Genomic DNA, 21,025 nt, shown 5'->3' with positions numbered 1-21,025 from the left:
CGGATCCGCCGGGCCGTCGAGAGCGATGGCGCGGCACCGGCCGGTCAGCCGGATCACGGCGCATTCTGCACTCCAGATGCGGCGCCGGCCCGCCGCCGCGCGAGGCGGCGACGGGCCGGGCCGTGGGGCGGCGCGCCCCGTGGAGACTCAGGCGCTCGGGCAGGTGTTGCGGTACTCCTCGATCTCGAAGCCGCTCGGCCCCGGGCAGAGGAACGGCTCGTAGCGGGTGTCGTTGTCGACGAACCGCTTCAACCAGGCGACCATCTGCCGGGCGGTGGGCGTGTTGACCGTCTGCGGGAAGAAGTGGCTCGCCCCGTTCAACTCCAGGTACGCCTTCTCGGACGAGGCCGGAATGCTGTTGTAGAACGGCTCCGAGTGCGAGGAGACCGGGGCGATGCTGTCGCTCTCACCGCCGATGATCAGCGTCGGCACCCGGACGTCGGACCAGGTCTTGTCCAGGTTCCACGGTGCGATCGGCACGGCGGCCTGCAGGGACGGCCGGGAGACGGCGGCCTCCAGGCTGCCGCCGCCACCCATCGAGTGACCGGCGACGGCGAGCCGGGTGCCGTCGATCCGGCTCCGCACCGAACTGCGCTGCACCAGGTAGTCGAGCGCGGCGAGCAGTTGCCGCCCCCGGCTGTCCGGCTGGTCGAGCCGGCTGTTGGTCTCGATGCCGATCACCACGAAGCCGTGCGAGGCGATCCGCGGGCCGAGCCAGCTGATGCTGGACCAGGCGGCGGTGTAGCCGGGTGAGATGGCGATGGCGCCGAAGGTGCCCTCGCTGGTGCTGGTCGGGTAGTAGATTACTCCCCCGCCGAAGCCGGTGACGCTGAGCGAGGAGACGCTCTGCGAGGCGGTGGCGAAGGGGCCGCGGCTGGCCTCCAGCAGCGCGACGGTCGGGGCGGGGCCGCGCTCGTACGGGTTCTCGGCGGCCTGCGCCGGGGACGCCGTGAGCACACCGGCGGCGGTCAGGACGGTGGCCAGGGCCAGCCCGGCGACGCGGGCGAGGGGACGGGGACGGGTGGTGGTCGGTACGGACACGTCGGGCGCTCCCTGCGGTCGGGGATATCGACGCCCGTCAGTCTTCGGCGTGTCGGCCGCCGCCCGCATCGGTGAAATCACCAGTCCCGGCGGTCCACGCGACGCCCCGGAGCCGCACCCCGCCGGTCAGCCGACGGCGCAGCCGTGGCTGGCGCCGGTCAGCCGACGGCGGCGGGACTGCCGAAGCGCACCGGGACGCCCGGCGAGTAGAGCACGCTGACCGGCGCCGACCCGGGGTCGGGCAGGCCGGCGGCGTGCACCAGCCCGTCGTCCAGGCGCACCAGTTCCGCGCGGTGCAGCGGCCACCGCGGGTGCACGTTGGGCAGGTGCAGCGTGCGCCCGTACGCCCGGGTGTGCAGCCCCCACCGCGCGGTGAGGAAGTGCTCCAGCGGCGTCGGCTCGGCGATCGGCGCTCCCACCCGGACGCTGAACGCGGTGGCCGCGCCGCGCGGCCCCGGCCAGCGCCGGCGACTGGTGTAGGTGAGCAGGTCGCCGTCGCGGTGCAGGCGCATCCGCGACCACAGGTACGGCAGCCGCAGGCTGACCCGGGCGACCAGCACGGGCAGCAGCCGGGACGCGTCCAGCGACCGGAACACCACGGCCCGCCGACCGGCGACGTCCACGCTGTACAGCCGCACGTTGGTCTCGCAGAAGGTGCCCAGGTAGGGCAGGCCCGGACCGGCGAACAGGCCGAGCCCGACCATCCGGAACCCGATCAGGCCGACGTACGTCCGCCCGTCGACGACGTCCGGCCGGGTGCCGGGCGGCAGCAGCGGCGCGACCGCCGCGGGGTCGACCGGCCAGTGCAGGAAGGTCAGATCCTCCCAGCGCTGCACCAGCACCGGCCGGCGCAGCGGCCGGACCGCCTCGGCCGTCACCTCCTCGGGCTCCACCGGCCCATTGTGGCCCGTGCCGGCCCGCCGGCGCCGCACCCCGGGAGACGGCCGGCCGGTCGGAGATGCGGCCCGGTGGACGGGCGCTTCAGCGGTCCGGGTGCTCCAGTTGCGATCGGATCCGGCGGAAGTCCTCGGCCCGGTTCCCGGTCGCCGGAAACCCGAGGAAGGTCACGGTCGCCACGGTGTGGCCGTCCGCCCAGGCGCAGACCTCGGCGTGGACGCCCCGGCTCCGGCCGGTGCCGCAGCGCGCCACGCCGCCCAACGGGCCGGGCGCGGTCGGCGCGACGCCGGCGACCGCGGGCAGACCGGCGAAGACCGCGTCCAGGACGGCCTCGGGCTCGCCGACCGTGCCGGACACCCCACTGACCAGCACGACGCCGCCGCCGTCCGGGAGGTGGACGCCGAGTTCCGGGGAGTACGCCTCCTCGGCGGTGACGTAGGCGGTGCCGACCGCGCTGGTCGGCTCACCGGCCAGCAGCTTCTTGAACTCGCCGAGGCGATGCTGTGCCGGCGCGTGCAGGTTCCGGTTGGCCGATTCGGCCCAGCGGTCCAGCAGCAGTTTCGGCTTGTCCAGGCGCATCGCGGCGGGGGTGGCCGGCACGGCGGGCTCCGCCACCGGCTCGGCGGTGTCGGCAGGCTGCGCGCATCCGGTCGCGGCCAGCAGGCCGGCGACCGCCACCGCGGCACCCAGCAACCGGCACCGGACACCCGTCGATCTCGTACCCGTCATCACGCCCCGCCTCCACCCTCGCCGGCAGGCACGATACCCGCAGATGATCACCCCCGGGGCCCCGTGCCGGCGCACAGCGTGCGCGACAGCGGTCGCCGGCAGCGCCGCTCGGCGGCCGGCGAGGCGCCACCCCCTCATCTGGTTCTTACGTGCAGGCACGCGCAATCTTTCAAAGAGCAGTCTCTGTATTGCGGTCGCCCGTACGACGCTGGCATGATGACCGTCAATTCTCGCCGGCCTGGTGAAGGAGCGGTGGCCATGACGCTGTCCCGCCGCAAGCTGATCGGTTCCGTCGCGGCGGGTTCCGCGCTCGCCGCCGTCTCCCCGGCCGAGCTGGTGCCGGCCCTCACCCGGCGCGCGGTCGCCGCCAGCCCGCCCGGCGACGTGGTCGGCAAGATCACCGTCGGCTACCAGGGCTGGTTCAGCTGCCCGGGCGACGGGGCGCCGATCGGCGGCTGGTGGCACTGGAGCCGCGACCGGTTCCAGCCGCCGTCGCCGGCCAACACGACCATCGTCTCCTGGCCCGACATGCGGGAGTACGCCACCAGCTACGCCACCGCCTACCCCGCCCTCGGCAACGGCCAGCCGGCCCGGCTCTTCTCCTCCTACGACCAGCAGACCGTCGACACCCACTTCCGCTGGATGCAGGAGCACGGCTGCGACACCGCGGCGTTGCAGCGGTTCAACCCGTTCGGCGACGAGGGGCCGACCCGCGACGCCATGGCGGTCAAGGTACGCGCAGCGGCCGAGCGGTTCGGGCGCAAGTTCTACATCATGTACGACGTCACCGGCTGGACGGGCATGCAGTCCCAGCTCAAGGAGGACTGGACGACGAAGATGTCGGCGCACACCGCCTCCCCGGCGTACGCCCGGCAGAACGGCAGACCGGTGGTCTGCGTCTGGGGCTTCGGCTTCAACGACGACGGCCGCCCCTTCGCCCCCGCGCCCTGCCTGGACGTGGTGCGCTGGCTCAAAGCGCAGGGTTGCTACGTCATCGGCGGGGTGCCGACCTACTGGCGGCAGGGGATCAACGACTCCCGACCGGGCTTCGCCGAGGTCTACCACGCCTTCGACATGCTCTCGCCGTGGATGGTCGGCCGCACCGGCACCCTCGACGGCCTGGACTGGTTCCACACCAACGTCAACGTGCCCGACCTGGCCGACTGCGCCGCACACGGCATCGACTACCAGCCCTGCGTGATGCCCGGCGACCTGTCCGCCGGGCACCGCCGGCACGGCGACTTCTACTGGCGGCACTTCTACAACACCGTCCGGCTCGGCGCCCAGGGCATCTACATCTCGATGTTCGACGAGTTCAACGAGGGCAACCAGATCGCCAAGACCAGCGAGACGCAGGCGAGCACGCCGGCCGGGGCGGGCATCCGCGCGCTCGACGAGGACGGCACCCTCTGCTCGTCCGACTACTACCTGCGGATCACCGCCGACGGCGGACGGATGCTCAAGGGACAGCTCGCCCTCACCCCGGTGCGGCCGACGCCGCCGGTCGTCGGCGGCAACCCGCCCACCGGCGACCTGGCCGCCGGGCGGCCCACGACGGCGAGCAGCCAGCACGGCCCGTTCGTCGCCGGCAACGCCGTCGACGCCGACCCGGGCAGCTACTGGGAGGCCGCCAACGGCAGCTTCCCCCAGTGGTGGCAGGTCGACCTGGGCGCCAGCCACCCGCTGGCCCGCCTCGTGCTCGCGCTGCCGCCCGGCTGGGAGCCGCGCACCCAGACGGTGTCGGTGCAGGGCAGCACCGACGGCTCGACCTTCAGCACGCTGACCGCGCCGGCCGGCGTCCGCTTCGACCCGGCCACCGGCAACGCCGCCACCCTGTCCCTGCCCGGCTCCGCCGCCCGGCACGTCCGGGTGACGATCGCCGGCAACACCGGCTGGCCGGCCGCGCAACTCGCCCGGGTGCAGGCGTACGCGGCGAGCGGCACCCCCACCCCACCCACCGCGCCGGGCAACCTGACGGTGACCGGCCGGAGCGCCACCAGCGTCTCGCTGGCCTGGACCGCCGCCACCGACGCCGACGGGGTGGCGAGCTACCAGGTGCGCCAGGGCGGCCAGCCGGTCGCCTCCGTCACCGCAACCGCCGCCACCGTCACCGGGCTCAGCCCGGCCACCAGCTACACCTTCACCGTCGTCGCGCTGGACACCGCCGGGATGCCGTCGCCGCCGTCGAACGCGGTCACCGTGAGCACGACCGCGACACCGCAGACCGATTTAGCCCGCGGCCGGCCGGTGGCGGAGAGCAGCCACACCCAGGACTACGGCTGCGCCAACGTGGTCGACGGCAGCCCGGACAGCTACTGGGAAAGCGCCAACAACGCCTTCCCGCAGTGGGTACGGATCGACCTCGGCGCGCCGACGGCGGTCGGCCGGGTCGTGCTCCGGCTGCCGCCGTCACCGGCCTGGGCCACCCGCACCCAGACGCTCTCGATCCAGGGCAGCCCGGACGGCGCCAACTGGAGCACGGTGGTGGCCTCCGCCGGCCGGGTCTTCGACCCGGCGACCGGCAACCAGGTGACACTGACCTTTCCCCCGGCCCAGCCCCGGTACCTGCGGGTGCACGTCACCGGCAACACCGGGTGGCCGGCCGGCCAACTGTCCCAGGTGGAGGTGTACGCCCCCTGACCCGGCGGCCGGCCGGCCCCGCCGACCCCGCACCGCGATCCCCCGCTCTCCGCCAGCCGGCGGGGCCCCACCACCCGACAGAAACGAGTCACCGATGTTCCGACGTGTGCCACCGGGCCTGCCGCGGTCGTCGCGGCGGAGCCGACCCGCGCGGGCGGTCGCGTCCGCCACCGCGCTCGCGCTCGCCGTCGGCGTGCTGGCCGGCGCGCCCGCCCCGGCCGCCGCCGACCCGGCCGGCCGCTCCGGTCAGCGCCCGGTCGTGACCCGGGCCGCCCTCGATCCGGCGCTGGTCGCCGGCCGGGGCGCCCGGGTCGGCTTCCTCGAGCAGGAGGCGGAGAACGCGTACACCGACGGCGAGGTCATCGGCCCCGACCGGACGGCCTACACGCTGCCGTCGGAGGCCTCCGGCCGCCGCGCGGTGCGGCTGACCCCGGGCCAGCACGTGGAGTTCGTGCTGCCGGCCGCGGCCAACGCGATCACCGTGCGCTACAGCATCCCGGACGCGCCCGAGGGCGGCGGCATCACCGCGCCGCTGGACGTCGCGGTGAACCGCAAGCGGGTCCGCACCATGACCCTCACCTCGCAGTACGCCTGGCTCTACAACCAGTACCCGTTCACCAACGACCCGCGGGCCGACCTGCTGCACCCGGACTGGTGGATCACCGAGTGCTCCTGCGTGCCGGCCGCGACCACCCCGTTCCCGAGCATCGCCAAGCCCTTCCGCCCCAGCCACTTCTACGACGAGCAGCGGCTGCTGCTCGGCCGCACCTACCGGGCGGGCGACCGGATCCGGCTCACCGTCCCCGCCGGCAGCAACGCCGCCTGGACCGTCATCGACCTGCTCGACTCCGAGTTGGTCGGCCCGCCGCGGGTGCGGCTGGCGGCGGCGAACGTGCTGGCGTTCGGGGCCGATCCGACCGGCCGCCGGGACGCCGCCCCGGCCATCGAGCGGGCCATCGCCGTCGCCCGGCGCACCGGGCTCCCGGTCTACCTCCCGCCCGGCACCTACCAGGTGAACCGGCACATCCTCGTCGACGACGTGACCATCGAGGGCGCCGGCAACTGGTACACGATCGTCAAGGGCCGCGAGGTGGCCCTGCCCGCCCCGGCGCCGGACGGCTCGGTGCACACCGGCGTCGGTTTCTACGGCCGGGACGCCGCCGACGGCGGCAGCCGGAACGTGCACCTCTCCGGTTTCGCGATCGAGGGCGACGTCCGGGAGCGCATCGACACCGACCAGGTGAACGGGATCGGCGGCGCGCTCAGCGACTCCACCATCGACGGCCTGCACCTGCGGCACACCAAGGTGGGCATGTGGTTCGACGGGCCGATGCGCAACATGCGGATCACCAACAACATCATCGTCGACCAGATCGCGGACGCGCTGAACTTCCACACCGGCGTCACCGACTCACTGGTCGCGCACAACTTCGTCCGCAACACCGGCGACGACGGCCTGGCCATGTGGTCGGAGTCGACGGCGAACGCCCGCAACACCTTCGCCAACAACACAGTGCAGTCCCCGGTGCTCGCCAACGGCATCGCCCTCTACGGCGGCACCGACAACACCGCCTCCGGCAACCTGATCGCCGACCCGGTCCGCGAGGGCAGCGCCATCCAGATCGGCTCCCGGTTCGGCGCCGAGCCGTTCACCGGGTACGTCCGGATCCGGGACAACACCACCGTCCGCGCCGGCACCTACGAGCTGAACTGGAAGATCGGCCTCGGCGCGATCTGGCTCTACGCGCTGGACCGCAGCATCGACGCGCGGATCGAGGTGGTCGGCGACGCGTACCTCGACAACACCTACAACGCCATCATGCTGGTCAGCGAGTGGGCGGTGAAGGACCGCTACGCGATCAGCGACGTGCACTTCCGGGACATCCGGGTGGACGGCACCGGCACCTCGGTGGTGAGCGCGCGGACCGCGGGCTCGGCGTCGTTCCAGAACGTCGACGCGCGGCACGTGGGCGCCGTCGGCGTGAACAACTGCGGGTCGTTCCACTTCACCCCGGCCGGCTCCGAGTTCGCCCTCACCGACCTGGGCGGCAACGACGGCGGCTGGCTCGCCCCCTGGCAGTTGCCGAACACCATCACCTGCGACGACCGGCCCCCGGTCGTACCCCCGCCACCACCGGCACCGTGGTGAGCCCGGTGGGGGCCCGGCATCCCCGGCGGGCGCCGGGCCCCCACCGGAGCGGATCGGCGGGTCAGCCGACGAAGTGGGCGCTGTCGCCGGCGGTCGCCGCGAACGCGGTGCCGCTGACCATCCGGGCGTCGTCGGAGGCGAGGAAGACCACCAGCGGAGCCACGTCGGCCGGCTCCACCCACGGCACCCCGAGCGGGGTGCGGGCGCGCAACGCCTCGACCGCCGCCTGCTCGTCCCGCCCGGCGTCACCGGTGGGGGTACGCCCCGCCTCGCTGACCGCCTGGGCGTAGCGGTCGGGGTGCCGGGTGAGCGCCGTGTCGACCAGCCCGGGAACCACCGCGTTCACCGTGATGCCGTACGCCCCCAACTCCAGCGCCGCCGACTTCATCAGGCCGAGGATGCCCCACTTCGACGCCGAGTACGCGGCCCCGAACTTCGTGCCGTGCTGCCCCTGGGTGGACGAGGTCACGATGATCCGGCCGCCGCCGCGGCGGACCAGCAGCGGCGCGAAGACCCGTAGCGCGTTGGCGGTGCCGGTGAGGTTCACGTCGATCTGGTCGTGCCAGTCCGGGTCGGCCATCTCCAGCAGCGGCTTGAACGCCTGGATGCCGGCGTTGGCGAAGACGACGTCGAGCCCGCCCCACTCGCGCTCGACCCGCTCCGCGACCGCCCGCAGCTGGCCCACGTCCCGCTGGTCGGCCACCGCGGCGAGCCAGCGGCGGCCCTCGGCCAGCACCCGCCGGCCCGTCTCGTCGAGGTCCGCCGGGCCGGCCGGCGGGTAGTCGAGGATCGGGCTGACCGGCGCCGCCACGTCCACTCCGGCCACGTCGGCGCCGGCCCGCGCCAACGCCACCGCCGCCGCCCGGCCGATGCCCCGCGCCGCGCCGGTCACCACGGCGGTACGCCCCGCCAGCGGCCCACGATGTGCTGCGTCCACGCCCGCTCCGTTCCCCCGTACCGCTCCGGGCGCTCCCCCGGCGCCCCGCGAAGGTCAACGACCGGCGACCGTCCGGTGGTGCGGTGACACGGCCGGGTGGGTGCTGTCCACAAGGACGCTTGACACCGGATTCCTGTTCTATAGTCTTACTGCCGTAGGACAATAGGAGGGATCGTTCCGGGTGATCGAGTTCGTGCTGGACGGCCGGTCCAAGGTGAACACCTACGTGCAGCTGGTGCAGCAGGTGAAGCAGGCGCTGCGGGTCGGCCTGCTCGCCCCGGGCGACCAACTGCCCAAGGTCCGTGACGTCGCGCAGGCCCTGGCGATCAACCCGAACACGGTGTTGAAGGCGTACCGGGAGCTGGAGATCGAGGGGCTGGTGGAGGGCCGCCCGGGGCAGGGCACGTTCGTCCGGCGCACACTCGCCGGCGACTCGCTGCCGCACCAGGCCGAGCTCCGCGACGACCTGGTGGCGTGGCTGCACCGCGCGCGGGCCGCCGGGCTCAGCCACGAGGACGTCACCGCCCTGGTGGAGACGACGATCCGGGCCACCCTCCCGGCCGGGCCGCCGCAGCAGAGCGTGAGCAGATGAGAGGAGACCGGATGGACGTCGTGCTGGAGACCGACCAACTCGGTAAGCGATACGGCAACAGATGGGCGCTACAGGACTGTTCGCTGCGGCTGCCCGCCGGCCGCATCGCCGCCCTGGTCGGCCCGAACGGGGCGGGCAAGAGCACGCTGCTGCACCTGGCGGTGGGCCTGCTGCGGCCGGACGCGGGGGCGGTGCGGGTCTTCGGCGCGGCGCCGTACGGCAACACCTCGGTGCTCGCCGAGATCGGGTTCGTCGCCCAGGACACCCCGCTGTACCGGGACTTCACCGCGGCCGAGCTGCTCACCCTCGGCGCCAAGCTGAGCCGGCGCTGGGACGCGGCGCTGGCCCGCAACCGGCTCGCCGAGTTGGGCATCCCGCCGCGCAAGCCGGTCGGGCAGCTCTCCGGCGGCCAGCGGGCCCAGGTGGCGCTCGCCATCGCGCTGGCCAAGCGGCCCCGGCTGCTGCTGCTCGACGAGCCGGTGGCCAGCCTCGACCCGCTGGCCCGGCGCGAGTTCCTCCAGTCGCTGATGGGCAGCGTCGCCGACGCCGGCACCACCGTGCTGCTCTCCTCGCACCTGCTCGCCGACCTGGAACGCGTCTGCGACTACCTGATCGTGCTGCACGCCTCCCAGGCCCGGCTGATCGGCGCCGTCGAGGACCTGGTCGCCGAGCACCGCCAGCTGGTCGGGCCGCGGCACGACGGCGAGCCGATCGCCGGGGTGTCGGCGGTGGTCCGGGCCAGCCACACCGACCGGCAGTCCACCCTGCTGGTCCGCACCGACGGGGTGGTCGTCGACCCGAACTGGACGGTCCGCGAGGTGTCCCTGGAGGACGTCATCCTCGGTTACCTCGCCGACGGCGAGGCCCGGGCCAGCCACGCCGAGTGGGAGGTGCCGGCATGATCTGGCTGACCTGGCGCCAACACCGCCGGCAGGCGCTGTTCACCCTCGCCGGCCTGGCGGCGCTCGCCGCCCTGCTGGTCCCCACCGGCCTCGCCATGCGGAACCGGTTCGCCGACCTCGGCGGCCCCGAGTGCGTACGCCAACTGGCCCGGTCCGAGCTGGCGCCGGGCGTGGTGGAGAGCTGCAACCGGGCGTTCGACCAGTTCAGCAACCAGTACGGCGCGTTCAACCTGGTGGGCGTGCTGTTCCTCGTCCTGCCGCTGCTGGTCGGCCTGTTCTGGGGCGCCCCGCTGGTCGCCCGGGAGGTGGAGCAGGGCACCCACCGGCTGGTGTGGACCCAGGGGGTCAGCCGGCGCCGCTGGGCCGCGGTGAAGTTCGGGCTGGTCGGCGCGGGGGCGGCGGTCGCGGCGGCCGGTTACGGGCTGGGCATGTCGTGGTGGCTGGCGCCGCTGACCCAGGCGGAGCGGCAGGGCCGGTTCGACGTCTTCTTCTTCGACATGCAGGGCCTCGTCCCGGTCGGCTACACCGTGCTCGCGGTCGCGCTCGGGATCTTCGCCGGCACGCTCTGGCCGCGGATGCTGCCGGCCATGGGGGGCACCCTGGCCGGTTTCCTCGCCCTGCGCGTCGCCCTGGTGGAGTTCGCCCGGCCGCACTACATGGCGGCGCGGACGCGCACCTTCCCGGTGGAGAGCGACAGCCCGATGCCGCACCAGGCCCACGGCGACTGGGTCCTCGCCAACGGCGTGCGGGACGCCGACGGCACCATGGTGGCGGCGAACGCGCAGATCGCCTGCCCACCCGGCGCCACCGGGCCGACCGGCGGGCGCTGCGGGGCGGAACTCGGCCTCGAGCCGGGCGCCTACAACTGGCAGCTCTACCAGCCGGCGGACCGGTACTGGACGTTCCAGTACATCGAGACCGGCATCTTCGTCGCGCTCGCCGCGCTGCTGCTGCTGCTCGCGGTACGCCGGATCCGGCGGATCGCCTGACCGGTGACCGACGACCGTCGGGCGTCCCACGCCCGGCGGTCGTCGGGGCACGCCGACGGGTCTCCCCCGTCCGGTCCCGGTTCGCCGGTTGCCCCCGCTGCCTACCGTCGGAGTCGGCGGTACCGACCGGGCCCGCCCGGCCCCCACGCCGAGGGTTGGTGCGGGAGCCGGATCGGCGATCAGTAGGGTAGGGATGTGTCTCTATGGATGGCCGCGATGTGGGGACTGGTCGGCAGCGCGGTGGCGGAGGCGCTGAACCTCTACGGGATGATGCGCCCGACGACCGAGTCGGGACACCGGTGGCAGTGGCCCTGGCGGGACCCGCGGGACCGGCCGATCGTGCTCTTCGCCGTCCTGCTGCGGATGGTGGCCGGCACCGGGCTGGCCGCCGCGGCGGGCGCCGGCGGCCTGGCCACCACCGCCTTCGCCAGCTTCACCTTCGGAGTGGCCGCGCCCCTGGTGATCGCCAAGATGTTCGACCAGCTCCGGGTGGCGGACCGGCCCGCCGAACCGAGCGGCGACGGCCCGAACGGCAGCCACGATGACGCCGCGTGACAGCTTCCTGCGCCGGCTCGCCGTCGCGCTGGCCGCCCGGCCGGCCACCACCGCCACCACCGTCCCCCCGCCGACCCGGACCCGGTTCGCCGCCGCGCTCGCGGCCCGCCCGGTGGCCGGCCCGCGGCCGGGTTCCGGGCCGGTGCCGCCGGTGGCCACCCGCTACCGCGACGGCAAGCTGACCGAGCGGGTCCGGGAGGTGCTGGCCGGCATCCTCGGCACCACCGCCGACCAGCTGCGGGTGGACTCCGACGGCGATGTCGGCATCCGGGCCGGCTCCGCGATGATCTTCGTACGCACCCAGGAGGACCCGCCGCTGGTGGATGTCTTCTCGCCGCTGCTCACCGGCGTCGACGCCACCGAGACGCTCTACCAACGGCTGTCCGACCTCACCAACGGCCTGGTGATCGGGCGGGTCTACTGCACCGGCGACACCGTCTGGGCGTCGATCCCGGTGTTCGGGCAGGAGTTCCAGCCCACCCACCTGCTGCTGGCCGTACGGGCCATGGTGGAGCTCGCCGACGACCTGGACGACCAGCTCCGGCAGGAGTTCGGCGGCAGCCGGTTCTTCGGGCCCGAGGCGTCCGGCCTGGTGGCGGTCCCCGACCCGACCGGCTACCTGCGCGACCTCGCCGACTCCGGCGAGACCGGCGCCACCGGCGCGAGCAGCGTGCTGGTCGACCTGCTGGCCGACCGGGGCCGCACCGAGGAGCTGCGGCTGCGCGCCGAGCACGGCGACTGGCACGCCGCCTCCCGGCTCGCCGCGCTGCTGGCCGCCCGGGGCCGGGACGACGAGGCCGAGCGCTACTGGCGGATCGCCGCCGACCAGGGCGAGCCCCGCGCCCGGCACGAGCTGGCCGCGCTGCTCGCCGGTCAGGGCCGGCACGACGAGGCGACGAGCCTGTTGCGCCAGGCGGTCGCCGACGACGACTGGCGCTCGCTGCCGCTGCTGCTGACCCTGCTCACCGAGCACGGCCGGGTGGACGAGGCGATCGCCCTGCTGCGCCAGCGGGCCGGCGCCGACGAGTGACCCGGCCGCCCGCCGACCCGGCACGCGCGGTCACCCGCTCCCGGTCGTCGCGGTACCCGATGACGCCCGGGCGGCACGAGGCGGTGCCCGCGCCGGCCCGGCGGCTCAGTCGAGGCCGGCGCAGGGCGTGCCGTCGATGGTGCAGGCGGTGGGGCGCGCGCTGACCGGGGAACCGGTCACCCGGAAGCCGACCCGCACCGAACCGCCGCCGGGCACCGCCCCGCCGGCGCCGTCCGGCACGAAGGTCCAGGTCGCGCCGTCCCGGCTGACCCGGGCGCCGCTGACCGAGGTGACCTCCAGGGATTCCCGGGGCAAGGTGACCGCCAGGGTCCAGTCGGTGACCCGGCCCGGGCCGGGATTGCGGATGGTCACCGCCGCCCCGTAGCTGAGCAGGGCGCGCTCCTCGATGGCGAACTCGGCGCCCAGCGCCGCGCCGGTGGCCGGCGGCGCCGCGGGGGACGCGCTGGTCGGCCGGGCGGCCGAGGAGGCGGCCGGGCTCGGGCGCCCCGACGTCGGGCGGGAACTGGGCGGTTCGGCCTGCACCCCGACGCCGCCCGCCGGTGAACCGGTCGGCACCGCGACCGCCGGCGGCGGGTCCAGGGCCACCGGCGCCAGGCGCTCCGGGGTGCGCAGCACCACGACCACGGCGACCGCCGTCGCGACCAGCACCGCCAGCGCGGCGAGCAGGGCGAGCCGGGCGACGGTCGGCCCGTCAGCCCGCCCGGTGGCGACGCGCCGCACCGATCCGGCGGCGGCCGTGATCCGGTCGAGCACGATGATCGCCACGGTCCGCCGTGGCTGCGGCGGTGCTGCCGGCATTTAATTCTCCCCCTACAGATCGTCCGCCGGACATCGTGCCGCGCCCGCCGGGCGGCGGGCCGCCCGGCCCGGTCACAGCGCGCGAAGCCCGGCGAGCAGGTCCTTGAGCAGCGCCTCGGTCGGCAACGCGGAGAGCATCGGCGGCTCGTGGGTCTCGATCAGCCCGGCGTCCGCCAGGTCGGCGAGCAGCACCCGGACGGTGCCCACCGGCAGGTCCAGCTCCGCGCCGACCTCGGCCACCGACAGTGGACGCCGGCACAGCTCGACGATCCGCGCCTGCTCCGGGAAGAGCTGGGCGACGGGTGCCGCGGGCCGGGTCACCACCAGCGTGATCAGGTCGAACCGTCCCTGGTCCGGCGCGCTGCGGCCGCGGGTCATCGCGTACGGGCGGACGATCGGGCCGGCGTCGTCGTCGTACCACGCCTCGTCAGCGTCGCCGGTCGCTGGCACCGGGGCCTCCGCTCGTCGCTGTCGCGGCCGGTTCCAGGTACACCGGCAGGTGCCGTTCGGCCTGTCCCACGAAGAGCGCCACCTCGTACGCCATGTCGCCGACCTCGGCGTCGCCGCCGATCCGGACGGTGAGGATCGCCCCGTTGCGGATGGTGGCGACGAACAGGAACGCCCGGGACATCTGCACCACGACCTGCCGCAGCGCACCGCCGACGCAGACCCGGGTGGCCGCCATGCCCAGCGCCTCCAGCCCGGCGATCATGCTGGACAATTGGGCGGCCAGTTCGTCGTCGACGTCCCGGGAGGCGCCGAGCAGCAGCCCGTCCGGGGACAGCACCACCGCGAACTCGGCGCCGGGCACCCGGTCGACCAGGTCGTTCAGGGCGGAGGTCAGGCTGTCGGCGCTGACCAACGATTGCGTCATCATCGTCCTCTCGGTGCTCGGGGTACCGGTATCTCGACCGTGTCGGAGCCGACGGTGCCCGGCCCGGGCCGCACCGCCCCGGGTCGGCGGTCCCGGACCGGCAGTCCGCCACTGTCGCCCCGGCCGCCGGACCGGGCAGGTGCCCGCTCGGGCCCACCGGCCGGCCTGCCACCCGGTCCGGCGGGCCGGCCACCCACGCCGGCCGGCGCGCCACCCGACCCGGCCGGCACGCCGTCCACTCCGGTCGGCACGCCGCCAACGCCGGCCGGCGGGCCAGCCGCCGCCCTCGGCACGCCGCCCGGTCCGGTCGGATCGACCAGGCCGGCCGGCAGCCACACGACCGCCGTGGTGCCGCCCCGCGGGCCGGGCCGCAACGACACCCGGACGCCATGCCGGGTGGCGAGCAGGGCGGCAGCGTACAACCCGGAGCGGCCGGCCGGGGGGCCGCCCGGCGGCGGGGCGGCGAGCAGGTGGTTCAGCTCGGCCAGCGCGGTGGCGTCCAGCCCCGGCCCGTCGTCGGTGACCAGGATCGCGCAGCCCCGTGCCGCGGCCTCGGCGGCGACCCGGACCGTGCTGCTGGGCGGCGAGCAGACCAGGGCGTTCTCGACCAGCTCGGCCAGCAGGTGGACGAGGTCGGTGACCGCCGGCCCGGCGAGCGTCCACGGCCACTGCGCCGCGACGAGGACCCGCTGGTAGTCCGCCACCTCGGCGACCGCGCCGCGCGCCACGTCCAGCAGCGGCACCGGGCGTCGCCAGCGGCGGGCAGGCGTGCCGCCGGCGAGGGTGACCACCTTCTCCACGTTGCGCCGGATCCGGGTGGCCAGGTGGTCGAGCCGGAACAGCTCGGCGGCCTCGGCGGCCGAACGTTCCCGGCGTTCCAGGGCGTCCAGCAGGGTGAACTGGTCGCGCAGCAGCACCTGGTTGCGCTGGGTCAACAGGAGGAACAACTCGTGCAGGGCCGGCTCCCCCGCTCCCGGCACCGGCCCGGCGCCCGGGGCGGCCGCCGGCCCGCCATGCCGGACCGCCATCGGGGGCAGGCGCAGCTCGGCGGTGTCCGGCCCGGCCGGTGGGGCGGCGGCGGGGCCAGCCCGGTGGGCGGCCGGCCCGACCGTCGACGGCCCGGCCGGGGCACCGTCGTGGCGCCGCGGAGCGCCGGCGGACAGGCCCGCCGGTGGTAGCGCGGGAACGCCGGTGGGCGCGCCCAGTGGGGACGGCGCGGGATCGCCGGCGGCTGCGGTCAGCCGGCGGACGGTGCCGACCCAGCCGGCCAGCAGGAGGAGCACCGAGACCAGGCCGAGGCCCAGCACCACGCCGGCCCGCGCGACCACCAGCGCCGCACCCGGAGTGGCCCGCTCGACGCTGCCCCGGGCGGCGGACGTCACCAGCTGGTGCAGCCCGCCCAGGGCCGGGTCGACCGCCGCGCGCCACTGCTCGCCGGTGGGCACCGGCCCGTCCTCGCCGGCGCGCAGCAGCCGATCCTCCAACGAGAGCAGCGCGGTGAACCCCGGCCCCTCCACCAGGGCCCGGTAGCCGTCCCGGTCGGCGGCCGGCAGTCCGGCGGTCGCCTCGGCCCGGACGTAGCGGTGCGTGCTGACCAGTTCGGTCAGCCGGAGCCGGTCGTCGGCGGTCAGCCAGCCGTTGGTCAGCGCGGCGCTGACCAGGGTGTCCTCCCGGGCGAGCAGCTCGCGGGCCCGGGCCAGCCCGATCACCGCGCGGGTCTCGGCGGCCAGGGTGCTCTCCCGCGCCCCCCATTCCGGGCCGTAGACGGCGAAGGCGGCGTCGATCAGCCCGTGGTAGCCGGCCACCGCGGCGGCCCGGCCGACGTCCGCCTCGGCGCGCAGCCCAGCCAGCCCGGCCAGTCGCCCGAGCAGGTCGTCGACCCGGTCCCGGACGGCTCCGGCGGTGACCAGCCGGAGGTCGGGACCGTCGGTGGCCGCCCGCAGGGCGCCGGCCGAGCGATCCGTGTCCGCCCGGGCACCGGCCAGCGCGGCGCGGGCCCGGTCGTCCCCGGCGATCGCCGCCGCGCTGAGCCGGCGCTCCACCTGCAGGTCGAGGATCAGCCGGTCGGTGGGCTGCCCGAAGGTCTCCGCGAGCGCCCGCACCCGCACCAGGTCGGCGGCGTCCCGGCCGGTCAGGTAGGCGGCGTACGACCAGAGGGCGAGGAGCACGGCGGCGAGCGCGACGAGCTGCCGGCGGATCCGGGGATCGGCCGGCCGGGCCACCGCGTCGGCGCGGCTCACGGCGTCGGCGCGGCCCACCGCGTCGGCGCGGCCCACGGCGTCGGCGCGGCCCACGGCGTTCATGGCGTCGGTGTGGTTCACGGGGCCGGCCTCTCCGGCCACGGCCGGCCGGACGCGCCGGTCGAGCGGTCGGCCAGCAGCGTCCGCAGCAGCGCGAGCAGTTCGGCGCGGTTGGCGCAGTTGAGCCGGGAGCGCATCCGGGCCACGTGGTGCTCGACCGTCTTGGCGGAGATGAACAGCCGGTCACCGATCTCGCGATAGGTCAGGCCGGCCACCACCAGTTCACCGACCTCGCGTTCCCGGTCGCTGAGCCGGTGCGGCGCGGGGCTGGCGATGGCCTCGGCGTCCTCGGCCCGCGGGCCGCCCTTGGCGCCGGCCGACCGCCCCTGCAACATCCGGGCGCAGTCCAGCAGCGCGGTCATCGCCCGCCGGTCCGAGGTGCGGATCGCCGCCTGCCCGGCGAGCCGCGCGCCGTCCCAGCACAGGCCGGCGTCGTGCAGCCCGCGGGCGGCCGCCTCCACCCGCACCGGGTCGACGACGCCGCGCAGCACCTCCACCCAGCTCGCCGCCGCGGCGGCGACCACCGCGGCGTACCGGCTGTGGCCGGCGGCGGCGAGCAACGCGGCCACGTGGTCGTCGGCGGCCGCCGGCTCCTCGGTGAGGATCGCCGCGTGCAGCCCGCTCCAGTGCAGCGGGGCGCTCCACAGTGGCGGGTCGCCGAGCCGGGCCAGCAGCAGCCGGGCCTCGCGCAGGTACGGCGCCAGGCGGCCCAGGTCGCCCAGGCGCGCGCCGGCGATGGCCAGCTCGCCGAGGGGCAGCAGGGTGAACAGGTCGACCGGGTGCCGGACCAGCGCCTCCAGCGCGTGCCCCCAGCCGCGCTGGAGGGCGCCGAGGTCGCTGTTGCGGCGGGCGATGCCCAGCTCCAGCGCGGTGGCGAAGAGCAGGTCCCGCGACTCCAGCGGCCGGCCGCCGGTCACCGACGCGAGCCGGTCGGCGGCGAGCACCGTACGGCCGCGGACCATCGCGATCCAGGCCTGCAGCAGCCGGTGCCGCCGGGCCAGCAACGGCCCGCCGGTGCCGCTGGCCAGGGCCCGGTCGAGCACCCGTTCGCCGATCTCCAGCTCGCCGCAGTGCAGGGCGGTCAGCGCGGCGAGCGCGGCCGGGCTGTCCGGCAGCAGCACCGCCCGGCCGGCCGGTTCGAGCAGCGCGGCCGCCTGCACCAGGGTGGAGAGCGCGGCGGTCGGCGGGCCGTCGACGCTGGCGGCGATCCCGTCGGCCATCAGCCGGGCCGCGCTGGCGTGCAGGGTGGGCGGCCCGTCGGGGACCGGTCCGGCGCTGTCCGGGCGGTCGACCCGGTGACCGGCGGCGAGCACACCGACGGCCGCGAAGGCGCGCGCCGAGGCGCTGCCCGACCAGCGGTACAGCTCCACGCTGCGGCCGAGCTGGCCCCGGTGCGCGAGCGCCGTGGCGGCGACCGCCGCCGCCTCGGCGCGGTCGGCCGGCGGGGCGGTGTCCAGCAGCCGGTCGGCCAGCCGCAGGGCGGCGTCCAGGTCGCCGGCGAGCGCGGCGGCGACCGCCTGCCGGACGGCCGCCGGCCGACCGGCGGCCGCGGCGGCGGCGAACAGCTCCGCGGCCAGCGCCGGCTCCCCGGCCAGCGCCTCCTCGGCCGCGGCCGCCAGCGTCGGGGCCGGGCACTCGGCGGCCACGCCGGCCGCGAGCAGCGAGCGGACCAGCGGGAGCACCGGCCCGCCGCGGGCCAGTTGCACCTCGGTGAGCCGGCGCCACACCGCCGTGCGGTCGGTGGCCGGGCTCAGCGCGGCCACCGCCCGGCGCACGATCGGCGCGAGCCGGCCGTCCGCGCCGAGCAGGCCGGCCGCCCGGGTCGCGGCGACCAGCTCGTCCACCTCCTCGGGGGTACGCCCGAGCAGCGGACCGAGCAGGTCGACCGGCAGCGGCACCCCGGCGGCGACGGCGAGCAGCAGCCGGCGTACGTCCGGCGCCAACTCCTCCAGCTCGGGGGCGAACTCCAGCACCACCTGCCGGGACGGCTCGGCGGGCACCGCACCGCCCTGCCCGCGCAGCCCACGGGCCAGCCGCTCGACGTCCCGCGGCACGCCGGCGGCCTGGGTGTGCACGAAGTCGACCAGGTCGGGGCGGCGGCCGAGGTCGGCGGCGGCGAGGTAGGCGGCGGTCTGCTCCCGGGCGAACGGGGTGAGCAGGACCAGCTGCCCGTCCCGGCGCAGTGCGTCGGCCAGCTCGACCAGCGCCGCCGACCGGGGCCACGGCCGGTAGCCGACGGCCAGCCGGTGCCGGCGGGCGACCACCAGGGCGTGCAGCGCGCGCAGCCGGGCGTCGTCGAGCAGGTGCGCGTCGTCGACCAGCAGCACCGCGTCCGGGTCGACCGCCTCGGCGGTGGCCGGCGCGCCCTCCACCACGGTCGCCCCGGCCTGCCGGTAGATCCGGCCCAGCTCCTGCAGGTACGCGCTGCGGCCGTGCCCGCCCGGCCCGGTCACGCCGAGCGTGAGCGGCGCGTCCGAGTCGCGCCCGACGGCGTCGAGCAGGGCTCGCGGCCCCGGGTCCAGCACCAGGCGGGACCCGGCGACGCTACTCATGATCATGGTCATCCTTCGCGTCCCCGCCCGCGCGCGAGCGCCAGGCGGCGGGACGCCCTCGGCAGTTCCAGTGGGGTGATCCGGACCGGCGGCCGGGGTGGTGGCTGGTCGGGCACCGGCCCGTCCAGGTCGGGTCGTCGCCGGGCCGGCAGGGGGGCTTCTCGGCCCGCGCCGCTGACCGGGGCCTCGGCACGGCGCGGCCCGGCGGCCGGGCGGGGCTCCGGCACCCGCCGCGGCGGGCGCGGCGCGACCACCTGGCAGGCGGCCAGCGCCGCCCCGGTGGCGGCGGTCAGCTGCGGATGGGGCTCCACCTCGACCGGCACCGGGAAGGCCGCGGCGAGCAGTTCGGCGACCAGCGGGATCCGGGTGGACCCGCCGGCGAGCAGGACGCCGTCGAGCTGCGCCGGGCGCAACCCGGCGGAGTGGACGGTCCGGACCAGCAGGTCGACGGTGGCCTGGACGGCCGGCCGGATCAGCTCCTCGAACCCGGTCCGGCTGACCGGCACCCGGGCGGGGCCGGTCGGCAGGGTCAGCAGCACGTCGGTCTCGGCGTCCACGGTCAGCTCGCGCTTGGCCCGCTCGCACTGGGGCAGCAGGCCGCGCAGCACGGCGTCCGCCGTGCGCCGCCCGGCGGCGCCCAGTTCCCGGGCCAGCACGGCGCGGACGTGGTCGGCCAGCGCCTCGTCGAAGTCGGCTCCGCCGAGCCGGTCGAGCCCCTGCGGGAGACCGAACGTCTGGTAGGTGCCGCGCGGGGTGCGCCGCACCAGGGCCGCCTCGAAGGTGGTGCCGCCGAGCGCGTACACGGCCGCCGAGCCGCCCGGGAAGCCACGGGCGGCGTGGCTCTCGGCCACGGTGACCGTCCGGGGCAGCAGGGTCACCCCAGCCAGCCCGAACTCCCGCAGGGCGGCTCGCAGCAGGTCACGCCGGTGCCCGCCCCAGCCGGCGGGGTGGCTGAGCACGACGGCCTCGGCCGGCTCGCCCTCCTGGTCGTGGACGCGCTGCACCACCCAGGTCGCCAGCGCGGCGGTCAGCGTCTGCGGGGAGCACGGCTCGCCGGCGAGCAGCAGCGGAACGTCGTCGCCGACCCGGCGGACGAAGCCGCGGGCGGTGCGGCCGGGCTCGGCGTCGGTCGGCTCGCCGACCAGGAACATGCCGTCCGCCGACAGCCGTAGCACCGACGGTACGGTCACCGAACCGTCATCCAGCGTGACCGCCTCGGGTCGGCTCCAGGTCTCCCCCCGGCGCCGGGCCACACTGGCCACGGTGGTGGTGCTTCCGATGTCTATCCCCAGGACGTACGGCATCCGCTTTCTTCCCTCACCGCGAGTCGGCCGGCCGGTGGCGACGGGTGTCGGCACCCGGCGGCGACCACCCCCGGCGAAACCCCCGTGGGCTCCTACGTTCGTACCAGAGATCACTCCCGGATCGGGACCCTAACTCTGGCCGGCCCGAGTCCCCCAGTCCCCCTAACGGACGAGGGGGTGGACACCCTAATCCGGCGGGGCGGGTTGCGGGGCGTTCCCCGATGCCCGGCGCCGCCCCCGGCCGTACGGTCGCTGTCGACGATCGACGGTCACCGACGCCAACCGAGGAGAACTGGCACCATGCCGCACCAGACCCTGCACGACTTCGTCCTCAACCTGCTCACCGACCCCGACGCGCGGTCGGCGTTCGACCTCGACCCGGAGGGCGCGTTGCGGGCCGCCGGTCTGCACGACATCACCGCCGCCGACGTGCAGGACGTCGTGCCCCTCGTGGTCGACTACGCCCCGGTCCACGGCCTCACCCCGACCGGCCCCACCGGACAACTCGGCGTCGACCCCCTGCTGACCGACACCACCGACGTCGTCGGCCAACTCCAGAACGTCACCCACCAGCTCAGCCTCACCACCGGCGACAACGGCCTCGACGTCAAAGCCGGCGTCCTCGGCGCCATCGCCGTCGACCCCACCGCCGTCGGCATCGGCGCCACCGTCCTGCCCGGCATCGGCCTCGGCATCGGCCCCGGCGGCCTCAGCA

The 21,025-nt window shown here is 75.9% G+C and carries 18 protein-coding genes and 1 pseudogene; 9 read left to right on the top strand and 10 right to left on the bottom strand.

Annotated elements, in window-relative coordinates; translation table 11 throughout:
* Positions 1-147 precede the first annotated feature (147 nt).
* From SM577_RS27445 to SM577_RS27435, 3 genes are all read right to left on the bottom strand, one after another.
* The gene (locus tag SM577_RS27445) at positions 148-1,041 is read right to left on the bottom strand and encodes an alpha/beta hydrolase family protein (RefSeq protein ID WP_302919959.1); all 894 of its coding nucleotides are present in this window, start codon (positions 1,039-1,041) and stop codon (positions 148-150) included.
* A gap of 158 nt (positions 1,042-1,199) precedes the next feature.
* Positions 1,200-1,934 carry a YqjF family protein gene (locus tag SM577_RS27440; RefSeq protein WP_302919960.1) on the bottom strand — a complete coding sequence of 245 codons (735 nt, stop codon included), beginning with the start codon at positions 1,932-1,934 and terminating at the stop codon, positions 1,200-1,202.
* 88 nt (positions 1,935-2,022) lie between these two features.
* Positions 2,023-2,667 (bottom strand): hypothetical protein, encoded by a 645-nt coding sequence (locus SM577_RS27435; RefSeq protein ID WP_474588329.1) that lies wholly within the window; start codon positions 2,665-2,667, stop codon positions 2,023-2,025.
* 258 nt (positions 2,668-2,925) lie between these two features.
* Here SM577_RS27435 and SM577_RS27430 point away from each other — a divergent pair, with 258 nt between their 5' ends.
* Together SM577_RS27430 and SM577_RS27425 are read left to right on the top strand one after the other, a co-directional pair.
* The gene (locus SM577_RS27430; protein WP_474588328.1) at positions 2,926-5,307 is read left to right on the top strand and encodes a glycoside hydrolase family 99 protein; all 2,382 of its coding nucleotides are present in this window, start codon (positions 2,926-2,928) and stop codon (positions 5,305-5,307) included.
* A gap of 94 nt (positions 5,308-5,401) precedes the next feature.
* Entirely contained in the window at positions 5,402-7,456 is a 2,055-nt protein-coding gene (locus SM577_RS27425; protein ID WP_474588327.1) for a glycosyl hydrolase family 28-related protein, read from the top strand.
* Positions 7,457-7,517: 61 nt separating this feature from the next.
* Here the strand turns inward: SM577_RS27425 and SM577_RS27420 are convergent, their stop codons facing one another.
* Positions 7,518-8,393 carry an SDR family NAD(P)-dependent oxidoreductase gene (locus SM577_RS27420; protein ID WP_474588326.1) on the bottom strand — a complete coding sequence of 292 codons (876 nt, stop codon included), beginning with the start codon at positions 8,391-8,393 and terminating at the stop codon, positions 7,518-7,520.
* Positions 8,394-8,574: 181 nt separating this feature from the next.
* Here SM577_RS27420 and SM577_RS27415 point away from each other — a divergent pair, with 181 nt between their 5' ends.
* From SM577_RS27415 to SM577_RS27390, 6 genes and pseudogenes are all read left to right on the top strand, one after another.
* Positions 8,575-8,985, top strand: a complete 411-nt coding sequence (locus SM577_RS27415; RefSeq protein WP_302919965.1) for a GntR family transcriptional regulator — start codon at positions 8,575-8,577, stop codon at positions 8,983-8,985.
* 11 nt (positions 8,986-8,996) lie between these two features.
* A complete protein-coding gene (locus SM577_RS27410) occupies positions 8,997-9,887 on the top strand; it encodes an ABC transporter ATP-binding protein (RefSeq protein ID WP_474588325.1) in 891 nt (296 codons plus the stop codon).
* Positions 9,884-10,876: a transporter gene (locus tag SM577_RS27405; RefSeq protein WP_474588324.1), complete on the top strand. Its 993-nt coding sequence runs from the start codon at positions 9,884-9,886 to the stop codon at positions 10,874-10,876. The genes SM577_RS27410 and SM577_RS27405 overlap by 4 nt, the downstream gene beginning before the upstream one ends.
* A 195-nt stretch (positions 10,877-11,071) precedes the next feature.
* Positions 11,072-11,431 carry a hypothetical protein gene (locus SM577_RS27400; RefSeq protein ID WP_302919969.1) on the top strand — a complete coding sequence of 120 codons (360 nt, stop codon included), beginning with the start codon at positions 11,072-11,074 and terminating at the stop codon, positions 11,429-11,431.
* A gap of 178 nt (positions 11,432-11,609) precedes the next feature.
* A pseudogene (locus tag SM577_RS27395) lies at positions 11,610-12,005 on the top strand (T3SS (YopN, CesT) and YbjN peptide-binding chaperone 1); the annotation flags it as partial.
* 18 nt (positions 12,006-12,023) lie between these two features.
* Complete coding sequence (locus tag SM577_RS27390; RefSeq protein WP_474582793.1) at positions 12,024-12,461, top strand: tetratricopeptide repeat protein; 438 nt, start codon at positions 12,024-12,026, stop codon at positions 12,459-12,461.
* A gap of 105 nt (positions 12,462-12,566) precedes the next feature.
* Here the strand turns inward: SM577_RS27390 and SM577_RS27385 are convergent, their stop codons facing one another.
* From SM577_RS27385 to SM577_RS27360, 6 genes are all read right to left on the bottom strand, one after another.
* The gene (locus SM577_RS27385) at positions 12,567-13,280 is read right to left on the bottom strand and encodes a cellulose binding domain-containing protein (protein WP_474588323.1); all 714 of its coding nucleotides are present in this window, start codon (positions 13,278-13,280) and stop codon (positions 12,567-12,569) included.
* A 72-nt stretch (positions 13,281-13,352) separates the two neighbouring features.
* Positions 13,353-13,730: a DUF742 domain-containing protein gene (locus tag SM577_RS27380; RefSeq protein ID WP_302919971.1), complete on the bottom strand. Its 378-nt coding sequence runs from the start codon at positions 13,728-13,730 to the stop codon at positions 13,353-13,355.
* A complete protein-coding gene (locus SM577_RS27375) occupies positions 13,708-14,154 on the bottom strand; it encodes a roadblock/LC7 domain-containing protein (protein WP_302919972.1) in 447 nt (148 codons plus the stop codon). Before SM577_RS27375 ends, SM577_RS27380 begins: the two co-directional genes overlap by 23 nt.
* Positions 14,154-16,457, bottom strand: a complete 2,304-nt coding sequence (locus SM577_RS27370) for a sensor histidine kinase (RefSeq protein WP_474588322.1) — start codon at positions 16,455-16,457, stop codon at positions 14,154-14,156. Before SM577_RS27370 ends, SM577_RS27375 begins: the two co-directional genes overlap by 1 nt.
* A 14-nt stretch (positions 16,458-16,471) precedes the next feature.
* Positions 16,472-19,012 (bottom strand): helix-turn-helix transcriptional regulator, encoded by a 2,541-nt coding sequence (locus SM577_RS27365; protein WP_474588321.1) that lies wholly within the window; start codon positions 19,010-19,012, stop codon positions 16,472-16,474.
* A gap of 2 nt (positions 19,013-19,014) precedes the next feature.
* A complete protein-coding gene (locus SM577_RS27360; RefSeq protein WP_302919975.1) occupies positions 19,015-20,310 on the bottom strand; it encodes an Hsp70 family protein in 1,296 nt (431 codons plus the stop codon).
* A 300-nt stretch (positions 20,311-20,610) separates the two neighbouring features.
* On the opposite strand from SM577_RS27360, the gene SM577_RS27355 reads away from it, so the two are divergent.
* Positions 20,611-21,025: IniB N-terminal domain-containing protein (locus tag SM577_RS27355; protein WP_474582771.1), on the top strand; the 415-nt coding region annotated here is incomplete at its 3' end.

It is taken from the genome of Micromonospora desertarenae (assembly GCF_056150265.1).
The sequence above is the reverse complement of the archived record's forward strand: the minus strand, read 5'-3'. Positions and strand labels throughout refer to the sequence as shown.

Bases quoted from the DNA above. Each gene is read 5' to 3' on its own strand.
- SM577_RS27435 (WP_474588329.1), bottom strand. From the start codon at position 2,667: ATGACGGGTACGAGATCGACGGGTGTCCGGTGCCGGTTGCTGGGTGCC.
- SM577_RS27425 (WP_474588327.1), top strand. From the start codon at position 5,402: ATGTTCCGACGTGTGCCACCGGGCCTGCCGCGGTCGTCGCGGCGGAGC.
- SM577_RS27430 (WP_474588328.1), top strand. From the start codon at position 2,926: ATGACGCTGTCCCGCCGCAAGCTGATCGGTTCCGTCGCGGCGGGTTCC.
- SM577_RS27385 (WP_474588323.1), bottom strand. From the start codon at position 13,280: ATGCCGGCAGCACCGCCGCAGCCACGGCGGACCGTGGCGATCATCGTG.
- SM577_RS27410 (WP_474588325.1), top strand. From the start codon at position 8,997: ATGGACGTCGTGCTGGAGACCGACCAACTCGGTAAGCGATACGGCAAC.
- SM577_RS27360 (WP_302919975.1), bottom strand. From the start codon at position 20,310: ATGCCGTACGTCCTGGGGATAGACATCGGAAGCACCACCACCGTGGCC.
- SM577_RS27375 (WP_302919972.1), bottom strand. From the start codon at position 14,154: ATGACGCAATCGTTGGTCAGCGCCGACAGCCTGACCTCCGCCCTGAAC.
- SM577_RS27365 (WP_474588321.1), bottom strand. From the start codon at position 19,012: ATGATCATGAGTAGCGTCGCCGGGTCCCGCCTGGTGCTGGACCCGGGG.
- SM577_RS27405 (WP_474588324.1), top strand. From the start codon at position 9,884: ATGATCTGGCTGACCTGGCGCCAACACCGCCGGCAGGCGCTGTTCACC.
- SM577_RS27370 (WP_474588322.1), bottom strand. From the start codon at position 16,457: ATGAACGCCGTGGGCCGCGCCGACGCCGTGGGCCGCGCCGACGCGGTG.